We start from the raw sequence: 15,116 nt of genomic DNA on the forward strand, positions 1-15,116 counted from the left end.
GCGAGTTAAACTCCTGTAATATAGATGAAATTCTTGTAACTTTGGCTCTCAGGCAAGCCCACGCAGGAAGGTCGCGAGGTCATCGGTGACGTAGTCGATATGGTCGTCGCCGTCGTTGTGCCGCTCCCACCACTCGGTCATCACGCCTTCGAGATTTTGCGGCACGAGCAACACGGTACGCATGCCGAGCGCCTTCGGTACCAGCAGATTGCGCGGCAGGTCTTCGAACATCACGGCGTTGCCGGTATCGACCCGGTTGAGGCTCGTGAACTTGTCGTAGGTGGCACCGGCCGGCTTCGGCACATAGTCGGCCGCGACGATGTCGAAGATATCGTCAAAATCATCGAGGATGCCGAGCGCACGCGCGGTCTTTTCCGCGTGGCCGACGCTGCCGTTGGTGAAGATGAACTTGCGGCCCGGTAGCGCCCGGATCGCCTCGCCGAGCGCCGGATCGGCAGGCACCACGCTGTAGTCGATGGCATGCGCCTTTTCGAGAAAATCGTTCGGGTCGACGCCATGATGGATCATCAGACCCTGCAGCGTCGTCCCATGCTCCAGATAATACTTCTTCTGTAGCGCGCGGGCGTCGTCGCGCTCGAGTTGCAAGAGCGCCTGCACATAGGCTGTCATGTTGCGGTCTATCTGGGCGAAAAGATCGACGCGATGCGGATAGAGCGTGTTGTCGAGGTCGAACACCCAGTCGTGGATGCCGGCGAAATCCGCTTTTTGCGGCATGGTCCTTATCTGTGTCATGGCGGCTCTTATGACATGACGGCGGACGGCAGGCAAAAGCGAAATAGCTCAGCGCATTCTTGATAGCGCGCGGTTGATTGAACGTGCCTGCGGGCGCTCTAGATGCGGGAGTTCGCCGCCGATGATTCGGGCGAGGAAAAATAGCGGCCCGTTTGCGTTTTGATGGAGAGAGGGTGATGGATCAGATTGAAAAGGCAAAGACGTTCGCAAGTCTGCACCGCAAGGGCGACCCGCTCGTCCTTTATAACATCTGGGATGCCGGCAGCGCGCGGGCAGTGGCCGAGGCGGGCGCCAAGGCGCTCGCGACGGGAAGCTGGTCGGTTGCCGCGGCACAAGGCTTTGGCGACGGCCAAAAAATTCCTCTGCCGCTGCTGACCGAGATCGCCCGGCTGATCGCGCAGGCAACGCCGCTGCCGCTCTCGGTCGATTTCGAGGGCGCCTATGCGCTCGCTCCCGAGGAAACCGCCGCGAACGTGGCGCTGCTTATCGAGGCGGGTGCCGTCGGCATCAATTTCGAGGACCAGGTGGTCGGCGGCAACGGCGTGCATCCGATCGATGTCCAGGCCGCCCGCATCAGGGCCATCCGCGCTATGGCCGAGAGGCGCGGTGTTCCGTTCTTCATCAACGCGCGCACCGACCTGTTTCTGCAGGCTCCAGACGCGAGCGAGCACGCCGCCTTGCTGGACGAGGCATGCCGAAGGGCCGAGGCTTTTGCAGTCGCCGGCGCCAGCGGCTTCTTTGCCCCCGGCATCGATGCTGACCTGATCGGGAGGCTCTACGAGCGTGTTACCCTTCCCGTCAACATCATGGCGCGTTCGACGACGCCGGACCTTGCCACCTTGAAGCGTCTCGGTGTTGCCCGCGTCAGCCACGGCCCCGGCCCATACCGGGCGATGATAGCAAGGCTGAAAAGCGAGGCCGAGGCGATCTACGGCGGCTGATCAGGGAACGATCAGCGTGCCGGCGCCACGCTCCGTGAAGATCTCGAGCAGGACCGCGTGGGCTGTCTTGCCGTTGAGGATGACCACGCCCTGGACGCCGGCCTGGATCGCCTCGATGCAGGTCTCGACCTTTGGGATCATGCCGCCGGAAATGGTGCCGTCCTTGATCAAGGACCGCGCTTCGGCAACCGAAAGTTCCTTGATGAGCTCGCCCTTCTTGTCGAGGACGCCGGGAACATCGGTGAGGAAGAGCAGGCGCGTCGCGCGGAGCGCGCCGGCAATGGCGCCGGCAAAGGTGTCGGCGTTGATGTTGTAGGTATGCCCGTCCCGGCCGGGCGCGACGGGCGCGATGACCGGGATCATTTCCGACTTGGCGAGCAGGTCGAGCAGCGTACGGTCGACCTCCACGACTTCGCCGACGAAGCCGAGGTCGAGAACGCGCTCAATGTTGGAATCCGGGTCGAGGACGGTCTTCTTCGCCTTTTGCGCAAAGACCATGTTGCCATCCTTGCCGCAGAGGCCAATTGCCCATTCGCCGGTCTGGTTGATGAGCGCCACGATCTCCTTGTTGATCGAGCCCGCCAGCACCATTTCGACGATCTCGACCGTCTTTTCGTCGGTGACCCGCAGGCCGCCTTCGAATTTCGATTCGATGCCCATCCTCGTCAGCATCGCGCCGATCTGCGGACCGCCGCCATGCACGACGATCGGATTGACGCCCGACTGCTTCAAAAGCGCGACGTCGGCGGCGAAAGCCTTGCCGAGCTCCGCATTGCCCATGGCATGGCCGCCGTATTTCACCACGATGGTTTTGTTTTCGTAGCGTTGCATGAAGGGCAGCGCCTGCGCCAGAAGATGCGCCTGCATTTGGCTTTCGGACTCGGTCATGGCTTACCTCGCGGGAATTGGATCGCGGCCTTTTATCGCAAGTCTTTGACAGATGGAATAACGCCTTTTCATTGCCCGCGCATCCACGGCCAAGGGGCCGGCATGCGCCATGCCTTGCTGACAGGCGCGGTTGCTCCATATCATCAAGCAGTCGCGACGGGGACATTGAATGGCAAGTGACGAAATCGCCGTCCTGATCGCTCGCATCGCGCTTCAGGACCGGAGCGCCTTTATCGACTTTTACAGGAAGACGAGCCCGAAACTCTTCGGCGTGTGCCTCCGTATTCTCAAGAACAGCACCGACGCCGAGGAGGCTCTTCAGGATGTCTATGTTCGGATCTGGCAGCGTGCGGACCAGTTTGCCGCTTCCGACCGTCCCGCAATGCCGTGGCTCGTCGCGATCGCGCGCAATCAGGCGATCGACGTCATTCGCGCCCGCAAACCCGTGGCGGACGAAATCGACGCCGCCTACGACATCGAAGACGACGCGCCGAGCCCGGAAGACCGCGCCGATGCCTCAGGGCAGGCGAGGCGGATTGACAGCTGCATGGAAGAGTTGGAAGCTGATCGAGCCGAAGCCGTCCGCGGCGCCTACGTCGAGGGCCTAAGCTACCAGGAACTTGCCGACCGCTACGCAGTGCCTCTGAATACGATGCGCACCTGGCTGCGCCGAAGCCTGATCAGACTGAGAGAGTGCTTGGGCCGATGAGTTCACCCGATCAAAGCAAGGGAGGCCGGTCGCGCGACGAGGTGCTCGCCGGCGAATATGTGCTCGGCGTGCTCTCGCTGGAAGATCGGCAAAAGGTCGAGCGGCGCATGCGCAGCGATCGGCCGTTCGCGGCAATCGTGAGCCGCTGGGAGCAAAATCTCTCGGCTTTCAATGAAGAATACGAGGCTTCCCTGCCGTCGGCCTCGACGCTGCCTGCGATCGAGCGGCGCCTGTTCGGGGAACGGCCCGCGCGTCCGGGGCTCTGGCATTCGCTGCTGTTCTGGCGCTGGATCGCCTTCGTCTCGTTGGCGTTTGCAGCCTTCGTTGCGTTCTTCAATTCGGATTTCGTCCGCGAGCCCGTGCGTGGCAAGCCGCTGGTCGCCGACCTTGCAGCTCAGAACGGCACGATCAATCTCGTCGCGAGCTTCGACGCGGCGAGTGGGCGGTTGCGGCTGACGCCGGTCGCCGCCGGCAAGCCGGAAGAAAAATCTCTGGAACTCTGGCTGATCCGCGGCAGCGAGCCGCCAGAGGCACTCGGAGTTCTGCCTCAGACCGGCGAGGGCGAGATCGCGGTTGCGCCCAATCTGCGCGGGCGGATCGACGAGGGCGCCGTGCTTGCCGTCAGCGTGGAACCCTATGGCGGCTCGCCGAGCGGCAAACCCACCGGCCCGGTGATCGCCTCCGGCCCGGCGCGCATTCCCTGAACGATATTCCTCATCGCGCTGAAACTCTTTTGCGAACGGACCCGTATCCCTTTCATCCCCGCAGCTCACGGGCAGCCGCCCGGTGAGCTATCGGCCGGGGCGACACGAAAGGGATCGTCATGTCGAAGACCATTGCCCGCATCCTCGTTTTGTCCGCGGCACTTTCCGCCGGATTTGCCACAGCCTATGCGAAGAACCCCGTCGTCGGCGGCGCGCCGATGTATGCCAGCAAGAACATCGTGGAGAACGCCGTCAATTCAAAGGATCACACGACGCTCGTGGCGGCCGTGAAGGCGGCGGGGCTTGTCGGAACGCTTGAGGGCGCCGGGCCATACACGGTGTTTGCGCCGACCAACAAGGCGTTCGATGCGCTGCCGCCCGGCACCGTCGATACGCTGCTGAAGCCCGAAAACAAGGCCAAGCTGACGAAGATCCTGACCTGCCATGTGGTGGCCGGAGACGAGTTGTCGGCTGCCGTCAAGAAGATGGCGATGAGTGCCGGCGGCGAATATGACCTCAAGACCGTCGGCGGCTGCACGATCAAGGCGATCGACAAGGGCGGCAAGCTGACACTCACCGACGAGAACGGCGGCGTCGCGCACATCACCGTTGCCGACGTGAAGCAGTCGAACGGTGTCATCCACGTGGTCGACAAGGTGCTGTTGCCGAAAATGTAGAGCTTACGGCAACGCCGGCCGTCGCTCGTTTTCGGGCGGCGGCCCTCGGAAACTGCCTAGAGGGACGCGCCCACCGTATCGCGGATCGCCTGGCGCAGTTCCTCCAAGCCCTCGTTCTTCTCCGAGGAGGTCGCGATCACGATCGGGTAGGCGGCGGGGCGCTTGCGGATCTTCTCCGTCGTTTCAGCCAAGAGCTTTGGCAGTCCCGCTTCCTTGATCTTATCGGTTTTTGTCAGCACGACCTGGTAGGAGACCGCAGCCTTATCGAGCAGCGACAGCACCTCTTCATCGTTCTTCTTGATGCCGTGGCGCGAGTCGATCAGGACATAAACGCGCTTCAGCGTGGCGCGACCCCTCAGATAGTCGAAGACGAGCTTCGTCCAGGCGTCCACCTGCTCCTTCGGTGCCTGGGCATACCCGTAGCCGGGCATGTCGACCAGCGCCATCGGCGGCAGGTCGCCAGCTTCGCCGGAAAAGCCGTCCGGCACGAAATAGTTGAGTTCCTGGGTGCGGCCCGGTGTGTTGGAGGTCCGCGCCAGGCCCTTGTGACCGACGAGTGCGTTGATCAGGGACGACTTGCCGACGTTCGACCGCCCAGCGAAGGCCACTTCGAGCGGGCCTTCGGGCGGCAGGAACTTCATGGAAGGCACGCCGCGGATGAATATCCACGGGCGCCCGAAGAGGGGCTTGTCGTCTGCTGCTGTCAGTCCAGTCATGCCGTTGTCGTCTTTCGCTTCAATCGGCAATTGGCTTCGGGGTTTTGGGCAGGAATGTCAAGGCGTGGCGCCTGCGGCGCGCTGCTGGCGGCGGAATTCCGCGGTGAGGTAGGCAAACAGTGCGACGAGGATGAGACCCCCGCCGACGACAGCCTGGCCGTTCGGCACCTCGCCATGGATCACCGCAACCCAGAACGGGCCAAGCATGGTTTCCGCCGTGCCCAAAAGCGCGGCGAGCGCGGAAGGGATCAGGCGCGCCGGTCGCAAACAGCGCCATCCCAAGCCCGAGGTTGAACGTGCCGAAGATGAACAGGATGCCGAGTTCGCTCGCGGAAACGGCCAGTCCCGAGGCCTGCGTGGCAGCGATTGCGCTTGCCGTGAAACAGCCGAAGCAGACGGCAGGCGTCATGCGAACGCCCGGATAGCGGCGGGTGATCACCGTTGCGGTTGCGAAAGCAACCGCCGTCACCAGCGCCAGCGCATCGCCGAAAGGCGACAGGTTGCCGGTGAACGAGCCGGAAATCATGATCGCGACGCCGGCCATGACAGCCGCGATGGCAGCCCAGGTGAGCGGCGCGATGCGTTCGCCGTAAAGCAGCCAGACCATCAGCGCCGCAAACAGCGGAACACAGGCGCCGAGCAGAATGACGTTGGCAATGGTCGTATGGGCGATGGCGACGATGAAGCAGGTCGATGCCAATGCGAAGCAGAGGCCGACTGCCGTACCCGGCAGTCCCATGCCGCGGAAGAGCGCGACGGTGCCGCGCGGACCGTCGCGCACCAGCATGAAGGCAAGTAAGAAGAGAGCCGCGAAAAGCCCGCGCCAGAAGACGACGGTCCAGCTGTCGCCGATGTGGAGAAAGCGCGAAATCGCCCCGCCGAAGCTCCAGAAGAAGGCCGAGCCGAAAACCAGGATCGCGCCCAGGCGCTCCCCCGTCTGCACCACCCGGCCGGCCACCGCCCGATCGTCTGTCATATCCCCTCCCAAGGTGCTGCTTATTCTATCGCAATGCTGCTAGCTAGTCGCGGTAGCAGCCTCGCTTTGGCGCCGACAAGCAAAAGCCCCGCAAAACTGTCGTTTTGCGGGGCTTTTTTGACTTACTCGGAGGTTGCCGGTTTTCGTCGGAAGAGACCCCGAAGATTGCTGAAGAGTTCGACCTTGACGCCATGGCGCCTCATGATGATCGACTGCTGGATCACCGAGAGCGTGTTGTTCCAGGCCCAGTAGATCACGAGACCGGCCGGGAAGCTCGCCAGCATGAACATGAACACCAGCGGCATCCAGTTGAAGATCATCGCCTGGGTCGGATCCGGCGGCGTCGGGTTCATGCGCATCTGCACGAACATAGTGACACCCATGATCAGCGGCCAGACGCCGAGATGCAGGATGGTCGGCGCTGCGAACGGCAGCAGGCCGAACAGGTTGACGATCGAGGTCGGGTCCGGGGCGGAAAGGTCGCGGATCCAGCCGAAGAACGGCGCATGGCGCATCTCGATGGTGATGTAGATCACCTTATAGAGCGAGAAGAAGATCGGGATCTGCAGCGCGATCGGCCAGCAGCCGGCGAGCGGGTTGATCTTCTCGTCCTTGTAGAGCTGCATCGTTGCCTGCTGCAGCGCCATCTTGTCGTCGCCGAACTTGGCCTTCAGCTCTTCCATCTTCGGCTGCATGCGCTTCATGTTCGCCATCGAGGCGTACTGCTTGCTGGCAAGCGGGAAGAACAAGAGCTTGACCACGATCGTCGTCAGCAGGATGGCGATGCCGAAATTGCCGAAGAAGTGATAGAAGAAGTCCATCAGCTTAAACATCGGCTTGGTGATGAAGTAGAACCAGCCCCAGTCGATCAGGCGGTCGAAGCGCGGGATCGAATAGGTATCCTTGTAGGCGTCGACGAGCGGCACCACCTTGGCGCCCGCGAAGACGAGGTTCTTCACATCGACCGACTGGCCGGGCGCAACGGTGAAGGGCACGGCGCGATAGTCTGCCTGGAAGCGTGGCTGGCCGTCGGTGAAGTGCGAAAAGCGGGCGTCGAACGGCGTCGTCTGCGGGGGAATGAGCGTTGCCGCCCAATATTTGTCGGTGATGCCGAGCCAGCCGCCGGTCGACTGCGGCGCGGTGACATTTTCCTTTTCGACGGCGGCGTACTTGCTTTCCATCAGGCTGTTGTCGATGACGCCGATGAAGCCTTCATGCAGCACGTAGGTGGAGGGCGTCGCCGGCTTGTTGTTGCGCGTGATGCGCCCGTAGCTTGAAAGTGACACGGGCTGCTGGCCGGCATTGGTGATCTTGTCGTCGATCGAGAACATGTAGTTCTGGTCAACGGAGATCGTGCGCGAGAAAGTAACACCCTTGTCGTTGGTATAGGTGAGCGTGACCGGGGTCTTCTCGGTAAGCTTGTCGCCGCCGCTGAGCGTCCACTGCGTGGTCGGTCCAGGAGCCGAACCGGACGCGTCGCCGGCGATATAGCCGAGCTCGGCGAAATAGCCGTCCGTCGTGTCGGCGGGGTTGAGAAGCGCGATGATCGGGCTGTCCTTCTCGACCGTCTCGCGGTAGCGCTTCAGCCGCAGATCGTCGATGCGGCCGCTCGTCAGATCGATGGAGCCGGAAAGGGCCTCGGTTTCGATCGCGACGCGCTTGGACTGTTCAAGGGCTGCCTCGCGGCTGATCGTCGTCGGCGTCGCGCCGCCTGCCGGCAGTGCGCCGGCGGGGGCTGCGGTCTGGGCCGGTTGGCCGGGCTGCGCCTGCTTGGATTGCTCGGACTGCTGAACCTGCTGCGTCTGGGCGGCTTCTTGCGCCTTGCGCTGTGCCTCGATGCGCGGGTTCATGTAGAAAAACTGCCAGCCGAACACAATCAGCACCGATAGGGCAATCGCGATGAAGTAATTGCGGTTCTTTTCCATCATACTTTCCTGGAGCGGTCTGGTTGTGACCGCCGGTGTTTCGGCTTTCCTTCGACCCGGGCGGCGATCTCGCCAGCCAGCTGATCGAAGGGCGCTGTCAATACGTCGCGCCGCGCGACAACGACATAGTCGTGTCCGGGCTGCATTGCAAACCCGGCATGAAGCCGCACCGCCTCTTTTAGTCGGCGCCGCATGCGGTTTCGTTCCACCGCGTTCCCATGTTTCTTGGTAACGGTAAAACCGACGCGGGGTTCGGCGTCGGGAAGCTTGCGGTCGAGCACTTCGACAAGGAACAGGCTGCCCCTGCGTTTCTCGCCCTCGCGCACAGCAAGAAACTGCGGCCGGCTTTTCAGCCGCCCGACAGTTTTTTCTGGTCGATTGTTCGTCATTCGCCCGCCATCGCTATCGGGCAACGCGGCCTTAGGCCGACAGACGCTTGCGGCCACGGCCGCGGCGAGCGGTCAGGACCTTCTGGCCGCCCTTGGTGGCCATACGTGCACGGAACCCGTGCCGGCGCTTGCGGACAAGCTTGGATGGTTGATAGGTACGCTTCATTTATTTAAACACCGCGGAGTGCGGCCCTTCTTGAGTTTGCATATTGCAAGGAGCGTTGTTTTTCGCACGGCAAAACCCCGCTTTTGGCGGGTCGCATGGCCGAACGTGCGGCGGCTTATACGGACGAAGGCCGGCGGAGTCAATTCTTGCTCGCCAAAATCCCCTTGGAAGCCCTGCGTTCGCAGGCGCGCGCGATCGCATAGCCGACCATAAGAAACTCCACCCCATTTATATTCGAGCCAAAGCAACACGGAATTAACGGTTTACCCCGATCTTTAGCGATATCTAAGGTAGCCGTTTCCCCTCCATTCTTCCGTTTTGTGTGGCTGCCAGGAGGACCGAATTTGAAGATCCGCGGCAAAATCAATCTGCTTGTCGGCGTTATGAGCGCCGCAGCCTTAATTATCGGCGCCACGGCGCTCTACGCCATGCACCAATACGATGCCAAGCTGCAAGCTTACGAGCAGGCGGCAAGTCGCGCCTATATGGGCGAGCGACTGAACCGCTACGTCACCGCGACGGTCATGGAAGCACGCGGCATCTATGTGTCTGCGAGCACCGAAGCCGCCAAGCCGTTCGCCGACGGCCTGACCAAGGATCTCAGTGAAATCGATCAGGTGATCGCGGCCTGGGCGCCGCTCATCCCGGACGCGCAAGGCGCCGATTTCGAAAAGCTGAAGGCCCGCGCTCAGGAATTCCATGATTTCCGCACCGAGACGGCGCGTCTCGGCACCACGGAGACCATCGAAGCTGCCAACAAGCAGGGCAACAACGACGCAAACCGCGCCAACCGCAAAGCATTCCAGGGCGAGATCGACGCCATCGTGAAGGCGGACAAAGCCGAGCTTGCCATGGTCGCCGGTGATATTTCGGCATTTCGCGACACGGTCTTCTGGGTCGTGCTGGCAATCGTCGCGCTCGGTGTCGGCGCGGGCGTGAGCATGGGCTTCTATGTCGGAACCGCTCATCTTAGCCGTCCGATCAAGAAGGTTACCGAAGCCATCAAGGAAGTCGCCGGCGGCAATTTCGATGCGGACGTCCCGTTTGTCGGTCGCACCGACGAAATCGGCGACATGGCGGCAGCCGTCGAGGTGTTCAAGCAGAATGGCCTTGCCGTGAAGCGGATGAACGCGCAGGAGCAGGCGATGCGCGCCAAGAGCGACGATCTGCAGTCCAGCATGTCGCTCGTCGTGGCGGCGGCCGCGGCCGGCGACTTCAGCCAGCGCATCGAGAAGGACTACGAGGACGAAAGCCTCAACCGCTTTGCCCGCAACATCAACCAACTGCTGGTGGGTGTCGACGAGGGGGTCACGGAGACCCGTCGCGTCATAGCCAACCTTGCCGACGGCGATCTTACCCAATCCATGCGCGGTTCTTTCCAGGGGGGCTTCGCCGAACTCCAGCAGAACGTCAACACGACGCTCGCCACGCTGCAACAGACCATGCGCGAAGTCCGCGAGACGACGCAGACGATCAACGGCGGCACGAACGAGCTTCGTCACGCCAGCGACGATCTCTCCAAGCGCACCGAGCAGCAGGCCGCGGCGCTGGAGGAAACCTCCGCGGCGCTGGACGAGATCACCGCCGTGGTGCAGAACTCCACCGGGCGCGCCCAGGAGGCAAGCGTCATGGTCACCGAGGCAAAGGACAACGCCGCCCGCTCAGGCGTCGTCGTTCGCAGCGCCGTCGAGGCGATGGGCCGCATCGAGCAGGCCTCGCGCGAAATCAGCCAGATCATCAACGTCATCGACGAGATTGCCTTCCAGACCAATCTTTTGGCGCTGAATGCCGGGGTCGAGGCGGCCCGCGCCGGCGAGGCAGGCAAGGGTTTTGCCGTCGTCGCCCAGGAGGTGCGCGAGCTCGCCCAGCGTTCGGCAACGGCCGCCAAGGATATCAAGGGCCTCATCACCAAGTCTGGCAACGAGGTCAAGGTCGGCGTCAAGCTCGTCCAGGAGACCGGCGAGGCTCTGAACGAGATCGAGAGCCGCGTCCTGAAGATCAACGACCATATCCATTCGATCGCGACGGCTGCCCGCGAGCAATCGACCGGCCTGCAGGAAGTCAACACCGCGATCAACCAGATGGATCAGGTGACGCAGCAGAACGCCGCCATGGTGGAGGAGACCTCGGCTGCGACCCACAAGCTGTCGGCGGAAGCCGAAGGCCTCATGGGCCTTGTCTCACGCTTCCGCGTCGATGACAGGGCAGCCGCCAGCCCGCAATTGGCCCGTGCCGACACGCACCGCCCCGCCGCATCGCCCGCCCGGCGGATGATGGGCAGCGTCGCCCGTGCCTTTGCCGGCGGCAGCGCCGCGGCCGTCGCGCAAGATCAATGGGAAGAGTTCTGATCGCCAAAAACGGTTTCGAGCAAGGCAAAGGCGCCGCCCTCAGGGTGCGGCGCCTTTGTCGTTTCGAACCCGTGTCGCCGGCGATTGGAAAATCACCGGCGATCTTCTATGATAGGGTGCTTCTATTGACGACGACATGACGGCAACATCGCCGTGGCGTCGAAGCGGGACACCTGACATGGACGTTCGGCAGGACAAGACGGTCGGCGGCGAGGACCGGGCAACGCCCGGCGACCATGCCGTGCGCGCACCGCGTCCGACCGGCATTTTCGGCGGGCTTTCCGGCAAGCTGCTCATTCTCACAGTCATCTTCGTCATGCTCGCCGAAGTGCTGATCTTCGTGCCATCCGTCGCCAATATGCGCCTGCGCTGGCTGGTGGACCGGCTGAACACGGCTGCCGCCGCCGCGATCGTCATCGACGGCCTGCAGCCGGCCGAATTGCCCCGTTCGCTTCAAAAGGAAACGCTGATGGCGACGGGCACCCGCGCCATCGTGCTGCGCAAGGACGGCACCTCGCGGCTCCTGGCCACCGCGGAAATGCCTTCCTCCGTCGACGAACAATACGACCTGACGTCCGTGTCGCAACCGACGGCCATCCGCGACGCGCTCGATACGCTGCTTTTTGGCGGCGACCGTATCATCCGCGTCTTCGGTCCCGTCGGTGATTCCACCGCCGGCATCGAGGTGGTGCTTAAGGAAACGCGGCTGCGCAAGGCGATGCTCGCCTATTCCGTCAACGTCTTCTTTGTATCCATCCTCATCTCGCTGTTCACCGCGACGCTGATCTTCTTTGCCATCAACCGCATCATGATCCGTCCGATCCGGCGGCTGACGGACAGCATGCGGGCCTATGCGGAAGATCCGGAGGACCCGGCCCGCGTTCTCGTGCCCGATCGCGGACGCGACGAACTGGCCGTGGCTGGAAGCCACCTCGCCTCCATGCAGACCCAGCTTCAAAAGACGCTGAAGCAGCAGAAAAACCTCGCCGCCCTCGGCCTCGCCGTGTCGAAAATCAACCACGATATGCGCAACATCCTGTCGTCCGCGCAGCTGATGTCGGACCGGCTGGCCGACATCGACGATCCCATCGTCAAGCGCTTTGCGCCAAAACTCCTGCGCACCATCGACCGGGCGGTCGGCTACACGACCGAGGTGCTTTCCTACGGCCAGGCGACGGAATCGGCGCCGCGCCGCCGCCGTATTCCGCTGCAGGAACTGGTAGGCGAAGTTCGCGATATCCTGGCGATCGATCCCGACAGCGGTGTCGAGTTCGTGGTGCAGGTGCCGCCGGACCTGGTCGTGGATGCCGACGGCGAGCAGCTATTCCGCGTCGTGCACAACCTTTGCCGAAACGCCTATCAGGCGCTGATGGCCTCGGGCGAGACGGGGGCGGACGGTCTGCGGCGGATCACCGTCGCCGCCCATCGCGTCGGCAGCGTCGTCAGCATCACCGTCGACGACACCGGCCCAGGCATGCCGCAGAAAGCGCGGGAAAACCTGTTCACTGCCTTCCGCGGATCGGCACGTTCGGGAGGCACCGGCCTTGGTCTTGCGATCGCGCGTGAACTCGTGCTCGCCCACGGCGGCACGATAGCGCTGGTCGAAAAGCCCGCCGCGGGCACGCAGTTCCGCATCGAAATTCCGGACCGGCCGGTGTCGCTCGACGACTACCGCAACCGGACCCTTCACGAAAACTGAAAAAAATCAGAGACTTCTTCGGTTGCCGCCGGAAAATCGCGATTTTTTAGCAAAGACACTTGCATTCATGAAGAGGACCCTTTAGAGAACCGCCCACACGAGCGGTTCACCCGCTTCGGCACGCGCCCGTAGCTCAGCTGGATAGAGCACCAGACTACGAATCTGGGGGTCAGGAGTTCGAATCTCTTCGGGCGCGCCATTACTTAGCTTCATTTGAAGTCTCGCGTTTTGCGGGGCGTTTTGCAAAATCCGTTTCCAAGACGTTCTCCAATTTGGCTATCGCATTGTCAGCCATCGTGCTCGTGCGGGCGAGGTACTTGTCCAGAATCTCTTGAGCACGGCGAAGCGAATGGCCGGTGACCGAGACGATTTCGCCGAGATTGCATCCCGCCTGAAACAGCATGGTCACTGTCGTTCCGCGTATGTCGTGGAAGTGCAGATCGGTGATTCCCGCATCGGTGCACGTCTTTTCCCATAGCTCGGCGAAATAGCGCTTCTTGAAGGCCTTGCCGGTCTTGGTGGTCATGATCAGGGCAGACGTGCGTGTCAGGCCGTCCAGCGTCTGTTTCAGGGCCTTGGTGCACTTCACCGCGACATATCGCTTAGTCTTACCCTGCCGGAGCTTAATATGGGTACCGTCATAGTTCGACCATGCCAGTTTTAGCAGGTCGCCTTGACGCTGGCCGGTGTGAAGGGCCAGGACGATCGCGAGCTTCATTTCCTCGTTCGCCTTCTCCATGAAGGCGTCGACGTGTTCCGGCAGCCAGATCAGTTCAGACCGGTCGCCATCATACGCGCGTTCGAAACCATCCATGACGTTCCGGTTCAAAGGTCCGTCTTTCGTGGCCCATGATAGGACGCGGGCGAGGATCGTCACCCGGTTGTCAGCCTCGCGGGGCTTGTCCTCCGAAAACTCATCATGCCACTTCAGCACGTCGCGGCGGAACTGCTTATCCTCGAGGGCCGTATAGGGAACGGTCCCGTACTTGCCATCCCAGAAGGTCAGGACGCGCCGATATTCCTTCTTGGTGCTCTCTGCCAGCCGTCGCCATTGCTTCGTGCTGTCGAAGTCCCTGATCAATCCGGACAGTGTTCCTTCATGGCGGTTCTTCGATTTCGTCTCGGCGGTCGCCGAGATTGATGGTGACCAACCGCGCGCGGCCAGCCACCTCAGGCTGGTGCGACAGCCTGAAACATGAAAGGCGGCATCACTGCCGCCTTCTCTCTCCCTTACCCGTTGGGATTTTGAAATGGGGTACCCTTACTAAGCAGATGCGCGCCGTTTAACCTGCCAATACCGATCGACGATTCCGAAGCCGTCGAAAATCCGAGCTCGTGCCTCGCCTTTCGCCCCCTTGCTTCCAGCCCCAAGCCGCTTGCCGATAGCTTCAAGCGTCAGCCCATCGATGACTGCCCACTCAAAACCATCGAGGATCGACGGCACGTAGGCCAACTTGGCACGCATAACGGCCAACTCCCGCTTCGCGTCGATCGCTGCCAGCAGAGGCCAATCTCCATTCCACTTCTTAGGGACGGGGGCAGCCAGCTTCTTGCACTCGTCGCTCGCAATGATGGCCCTACGGGAGGGGGTGTCGATGTTTGCCTTTCGGCCAGTAACAACCTTGTGGCCCTTGTCCCGCCCGTCCTCGTCTTCGTTGTGCGCAACGTAAAGGTCTTGTGCTTCCCTTCCAACGAGCTGGCACGGCCGAGTGGCGGTATCATGCAGATCCCGATACCTTTGAGAAAGGGTAAGGCAATGCTCATTTCCCTCAGTGCGGAGGAGCTTTTGAAGCGGCCAGTCTTGGTTGTCGTTTGCCGCTTGGCCGCTGTAGTTGTTGGACGTCAATCGCGCTGCCTGCGCATCCAGTCTCCAACCTACATCAGGTCCATCGTTAGCCAGGCGGAACGAGACGCCCGGTAATTTCTTGCTGCGGGTTGGTGCCCAATCGCTGGGCGTATCCCTAATTTCAGGAAGTCTGTCTCGCCGGTCGAATACCGGCACGTCTTTAGTTTCCAAGAGGTCGCACCCTTCGGAAAGAGGAATGTGGCTTCTGAGAAATTTTCCGAGAAGCTGGCTAATGTGGTGATGGTCGCTGCAGTCTCTTTCTATAATAAAGTAACAAATTTGTCAAGTTATCTATTGACATGTAGATGAATTTGTGAATTTGAGCGCTCCGCTAGGTGGGCTTAGCATCCATTTTGATTAAAAAATCAAAGAACACAAA

At 61.8% G+C, this 15,116-nt stretch carries 14 protein-coding genes, 1 tRNA gene and 1 pseudogene; 7 read left to right on the top strand and 9 right to left on the bottom strand.

Going from position 1 to position 15,116, the window contains the following annotated elements; translation table 11 throughout:
- Window positions 1-48: 48 nt before the first annotated feature.
- The gene (locus tag AB4048_RS13315; protein ID WP_442202440.1) at window positions 49-753 is read right to left on the bottom strand and encodes a pyrimidine 5'-nucleotidase; all 705 of its coding nucleotides are present in this window, start codon (window positions 751-753) and stop codon (window positions 49-51) included.
- A 176-nt stretch (window positions 754-929) separates the two neighbouring features.
- Between AB4048_RS13315 and AB4048_RS13320 the strand changes: the two genes are divergently transcribed.
- Window positions 930-1,694, top strand: coding sequence for an isocitrate lyase/PEP mutase family protein (locus AB4048_RS13320; RefSeq protein WP_442202441.1), 765 nt, complete (start codon window positions 930-932; stop codon window positions 1,692-1,694).
- Here the strand turns inward: AB4048_RS13320 and argB are convergent, their stop codons facing one another.
- A complete protein-coding gene (gene argB, locus AB4048_RS13325) occupies window positions 1,695-2,582 on the bottom strand; it encodes an acetylglutamate kinase (RefSeq protein ID WP_442202442.1) in 888 nt (295 codons plus the stop codon). It abuts the gene before it with no gap.
- Window positions 2,583-2,751: 169 nt separating this feature from the next.
- On the opposite strand from argB, the gene AB4048_RS13330 reads away from it, so the two are divergent.
- The 3 genes from AB4048_RS13330 to AB4048_RS13340 all read left to right on the top strand — a co-directional run bounded on the left by AB4048_RS13330 (window position 2,752) and on the right by AB4048_RS13340 (window position 4,672).
- A complete protein-coding gene (locus AB4048_RS13330) occupies window positions 2,752-3,291 on the top strand; it encodes a sigma-70 family RNA polymerase sigma factor (RefSeq protein ID WP_442202443.1) in 540 nt (179 codons plus the stop codon).
- The gene (locus tag AB4048_RS13335; RefSeq protein ID WP_442202444.1) at window positions 3,288-3,995 is read left to right on the top strand and encodes an anti-sigma factor; all 708 of its coding nucleotides are present in this window, start codon (window positions 3,288-3,290) and stop codon (window positions 3,993-3,995) included. The genes AB4048_RS13330 and AB4048_RS13335 overlap by 4 nt, the downstream gene beginning before the upstream one ends.
- A 119-nt stretch (window positions 3,996-4,114) precedes the next feature.
- Window positions 4,115-4,672 carry a fasciclin domain-containing protein gene (locus tag AB4048_RS13340; protein WP_442202445.1) on the top strand — a complete coding sequence of 186 codons (558 nt, stop codon included), beginning with the start codon at window positions 4,115-4,117 and terminating at the stop codon, window positions 4,670-4,672.
- 56 nt (window positions 4,673-4,728) lie between these two features.
- Here the strand turns inward: AB4048_RS13340 and yihA are convergent, their stop codons facing one another.
- From yihA to rpmH, 5 genes and pseudogenes are all read right to left on the bottom strand, one after another.
- Complete coding sequence (yihA, locus tag AB4048_RS13345; protein WP_442202446.1) at window positions 4,729-5,388, bottom strand: ribosome biogenesis GTP-binding protein YihA/YsxC; 660 nt, start codon at window positions 5,386-5,388, stop codon at window positions 4,729-4,731.
- A gap of 57 nt (window positions 5,389-5,445) precedes the next feature.
- A pseudogene (locus tag AB4048_RS13350) lies at window positions 5,446-6,364 on the bottom strand (DMT family transporter).
- 122 nt (window positions 6,365-6,486) lie between these two features.
- The gene (yidC, locus tag AB4048_RS13355; RefSeq protein ID WP_442202447.1) at window positions 6,487-8,289 is read right to left on the bottom strand and encodes a membrane protein insertase YidC; all 1,803 of its coding nucleotides are present in this window, start codon (window positions 8,287-8,289) and stop codon (window positions 6,487-6,489) included.
- Complete coding sequence (gene rnpA / locus AB4048_RS13360) at window positions 8,289-8,678, bottom strand: ribonuclease P protein component (protein ID WP_442202448.1); 390 nt, start codon at window positions 8,676-8,678, stop codon at window positions 8,289-8,291. Before rnpA ends, yidC begins: the two co-directional genes overlap by 1 nt.
- Before the next feature lie 31 nt (window positions 8,679-8,709).
- Window positions 8,710-8,844 carry a 50S ribosomal protein L34 gene (gene rpmH, locus AB4048_RS13365; RefSeq protein WP_442202449.1) on the bottom strand — a complete coding sequence of 45 codons (135 nt, stop codon included), beginning with the start codon at window positions 8,842-8,844 and terminating at the stop codon, window positions 8,710-8,712.
- A 344-nt stretch (window positions 8,845-9,188) separates the two neighbouring features.
- Here rpmH and AB4048_RS13370 point away from each other — a divergent pair, with 344 nt between their 5' ends.
- The 3 genes from AB4048_RS13370 (at window position 9,189) to AB4048_RS13380 (ending at window position 13,090) form a co-directional block, all read left to right on the top strand.
- A complete protein-coding gene (locus AB4048_RS13370; protein WP_442202450.1) occupies window positions 9,189-11,192 on the top strand; it encodes a HAMP domain-containing methyl-accepting chemotaxis protein in 2,004 nt (667 codons plus the stop codon).
- 178 nt (window positions 11,193-11,370) lie between these two features.
- Entirely contained in the window at window positions 11,371-12,891 is a 1,521-nt protein-coding gene (locus AB4048_RS13375; RefSeq protein ID WP_442202451.1) for an ATP-binding protein, read from the top strand.
- 122 nt (window positions 12,892-13,013) lie between these two features.
- Window positions 13,014-13,090: transfer RNA gene (locus tag AB4048_RS13380), tRNA-Arg, on the top strand.
- Here AB4048_RS13380 and AB4048_RS13385 read toward each other — a convergent pair.
- Both AB4048_RS13385 and AB4048_RS13390 read right to left on the bottom strand, forming a co-directional pair.
- A complete protein-coding gene (locus AB4048_RS13385) occupies window positions 13,091-13,972 on the bottom strand; it encodes a tyrosine-type recombinase/integrase (protein ID WP_442202452.1) in 882 nt (293 codons plus the stop codon). It lies immediately after the preceding tRNA gene.
- Window positions 13,973-14,155: 183 nt separating this feature from the next.
- Entirely contained in the window at window positions 14,156-14,908 is a 753-nt protein-coding gene (locus AB4048_RS13390; RefSeq protein ID WP_442202453.1) for a hypothetical protein, read from the bottom strand.
- Window positions 14,909-15,116: the final 208 nt, after the last annotated feature.

The organism is Rhizobium sp. RAF56 (genome assembly GCF_052113965.1).
GTDB lineage: Bacteria > Pseudomonadota > Alphaproteobacteria > Rhizobiales > Rhizobiaceae > Rhizobium.

What these genes read in the sequence shown, in the direction of transcription:
- AB4048_RS13315 (WP_442202440.1), bottom strand. Translation starts at nt 753, where the DNA reads ATGACACAGATAAGGACCATGCCGCAAAAAGCGGATTTCGCCGGCATC.
- AB4048_RS13320 (WP_442202441.1), top strand. Translation starts at nt 930, where the DNA reads ATGGATCAGATTGAAAAGGCAAAGACGTTCGCAAGTCTGCACCGCAAG.
- argB (WP_442202442.1), bottom strand. Translation starts at nt 2,582, where the DNA reads ATGACCGAGTCCGAAAGCCAAATGCAGGCGCATCTTCTGGCGCAGGCG.
- AB4048_RS13330 (WP_442202443.1), top strand. Translation starts at nt 2,752, where the DNA reads ATGGCAAGTGACGAAATCGCCGTCCTGATCGCTCGCATCGCGCTTCAG.
- AB4048_RS13335 (WP_442202444.1), top strand. Translation starts at nt 3,288, where the DNA reads ATGAGTTCACCCGATCAAAGCAAGGGAGGCCGGTCGCGCGACGAGGTG.
- AB4048_RS13340 (WP_442202445.1), top strand. Translation starts at nt 4,115, where the DNA reads ATGTCGAAGACCATTGCCCGCATCCTCGTTTTGTCCGCGGCACTTTCC.
- yihA (WP_442202446.1), bottom strand. Translation starts at nt 5,388, where the DNA reads ATGACTGGACTGACAGCAGCAGACGACAAGCCCCTCTTCGGGCGCCCG.
- yidC (WP_442202447.1), bottom strand. Translation starts at nt 8,289, where the DNA reads ATGGAAAAGAACCGCAATTACTTCATCGCGATTGCCCTATCGGTGCTG.
- rnpA (WP_442202448.1), bottom strand. Translation starts at nt 8,678, where the DNA reads ATGACGAACAATCGACCAGAAAAAACTGTCGGGCGGCTGAAAAGCCGG.
- rpmH (WP_442202449.1), bottom strand. Translation starts at nt 8,844, where the DNA reads ATGAAGCGTACCTATCAACCATCCAAGCTTGTCCGCAAGCGCCGGCAC.
- AB4048_RS13375 (WP_442202451.1), top strand. Translation starts at nt 11,371, where the DNA reads ATGGACGTTCGGCAGGACAAGACGGTCGGCGGCGAGGACCGGGCAACG.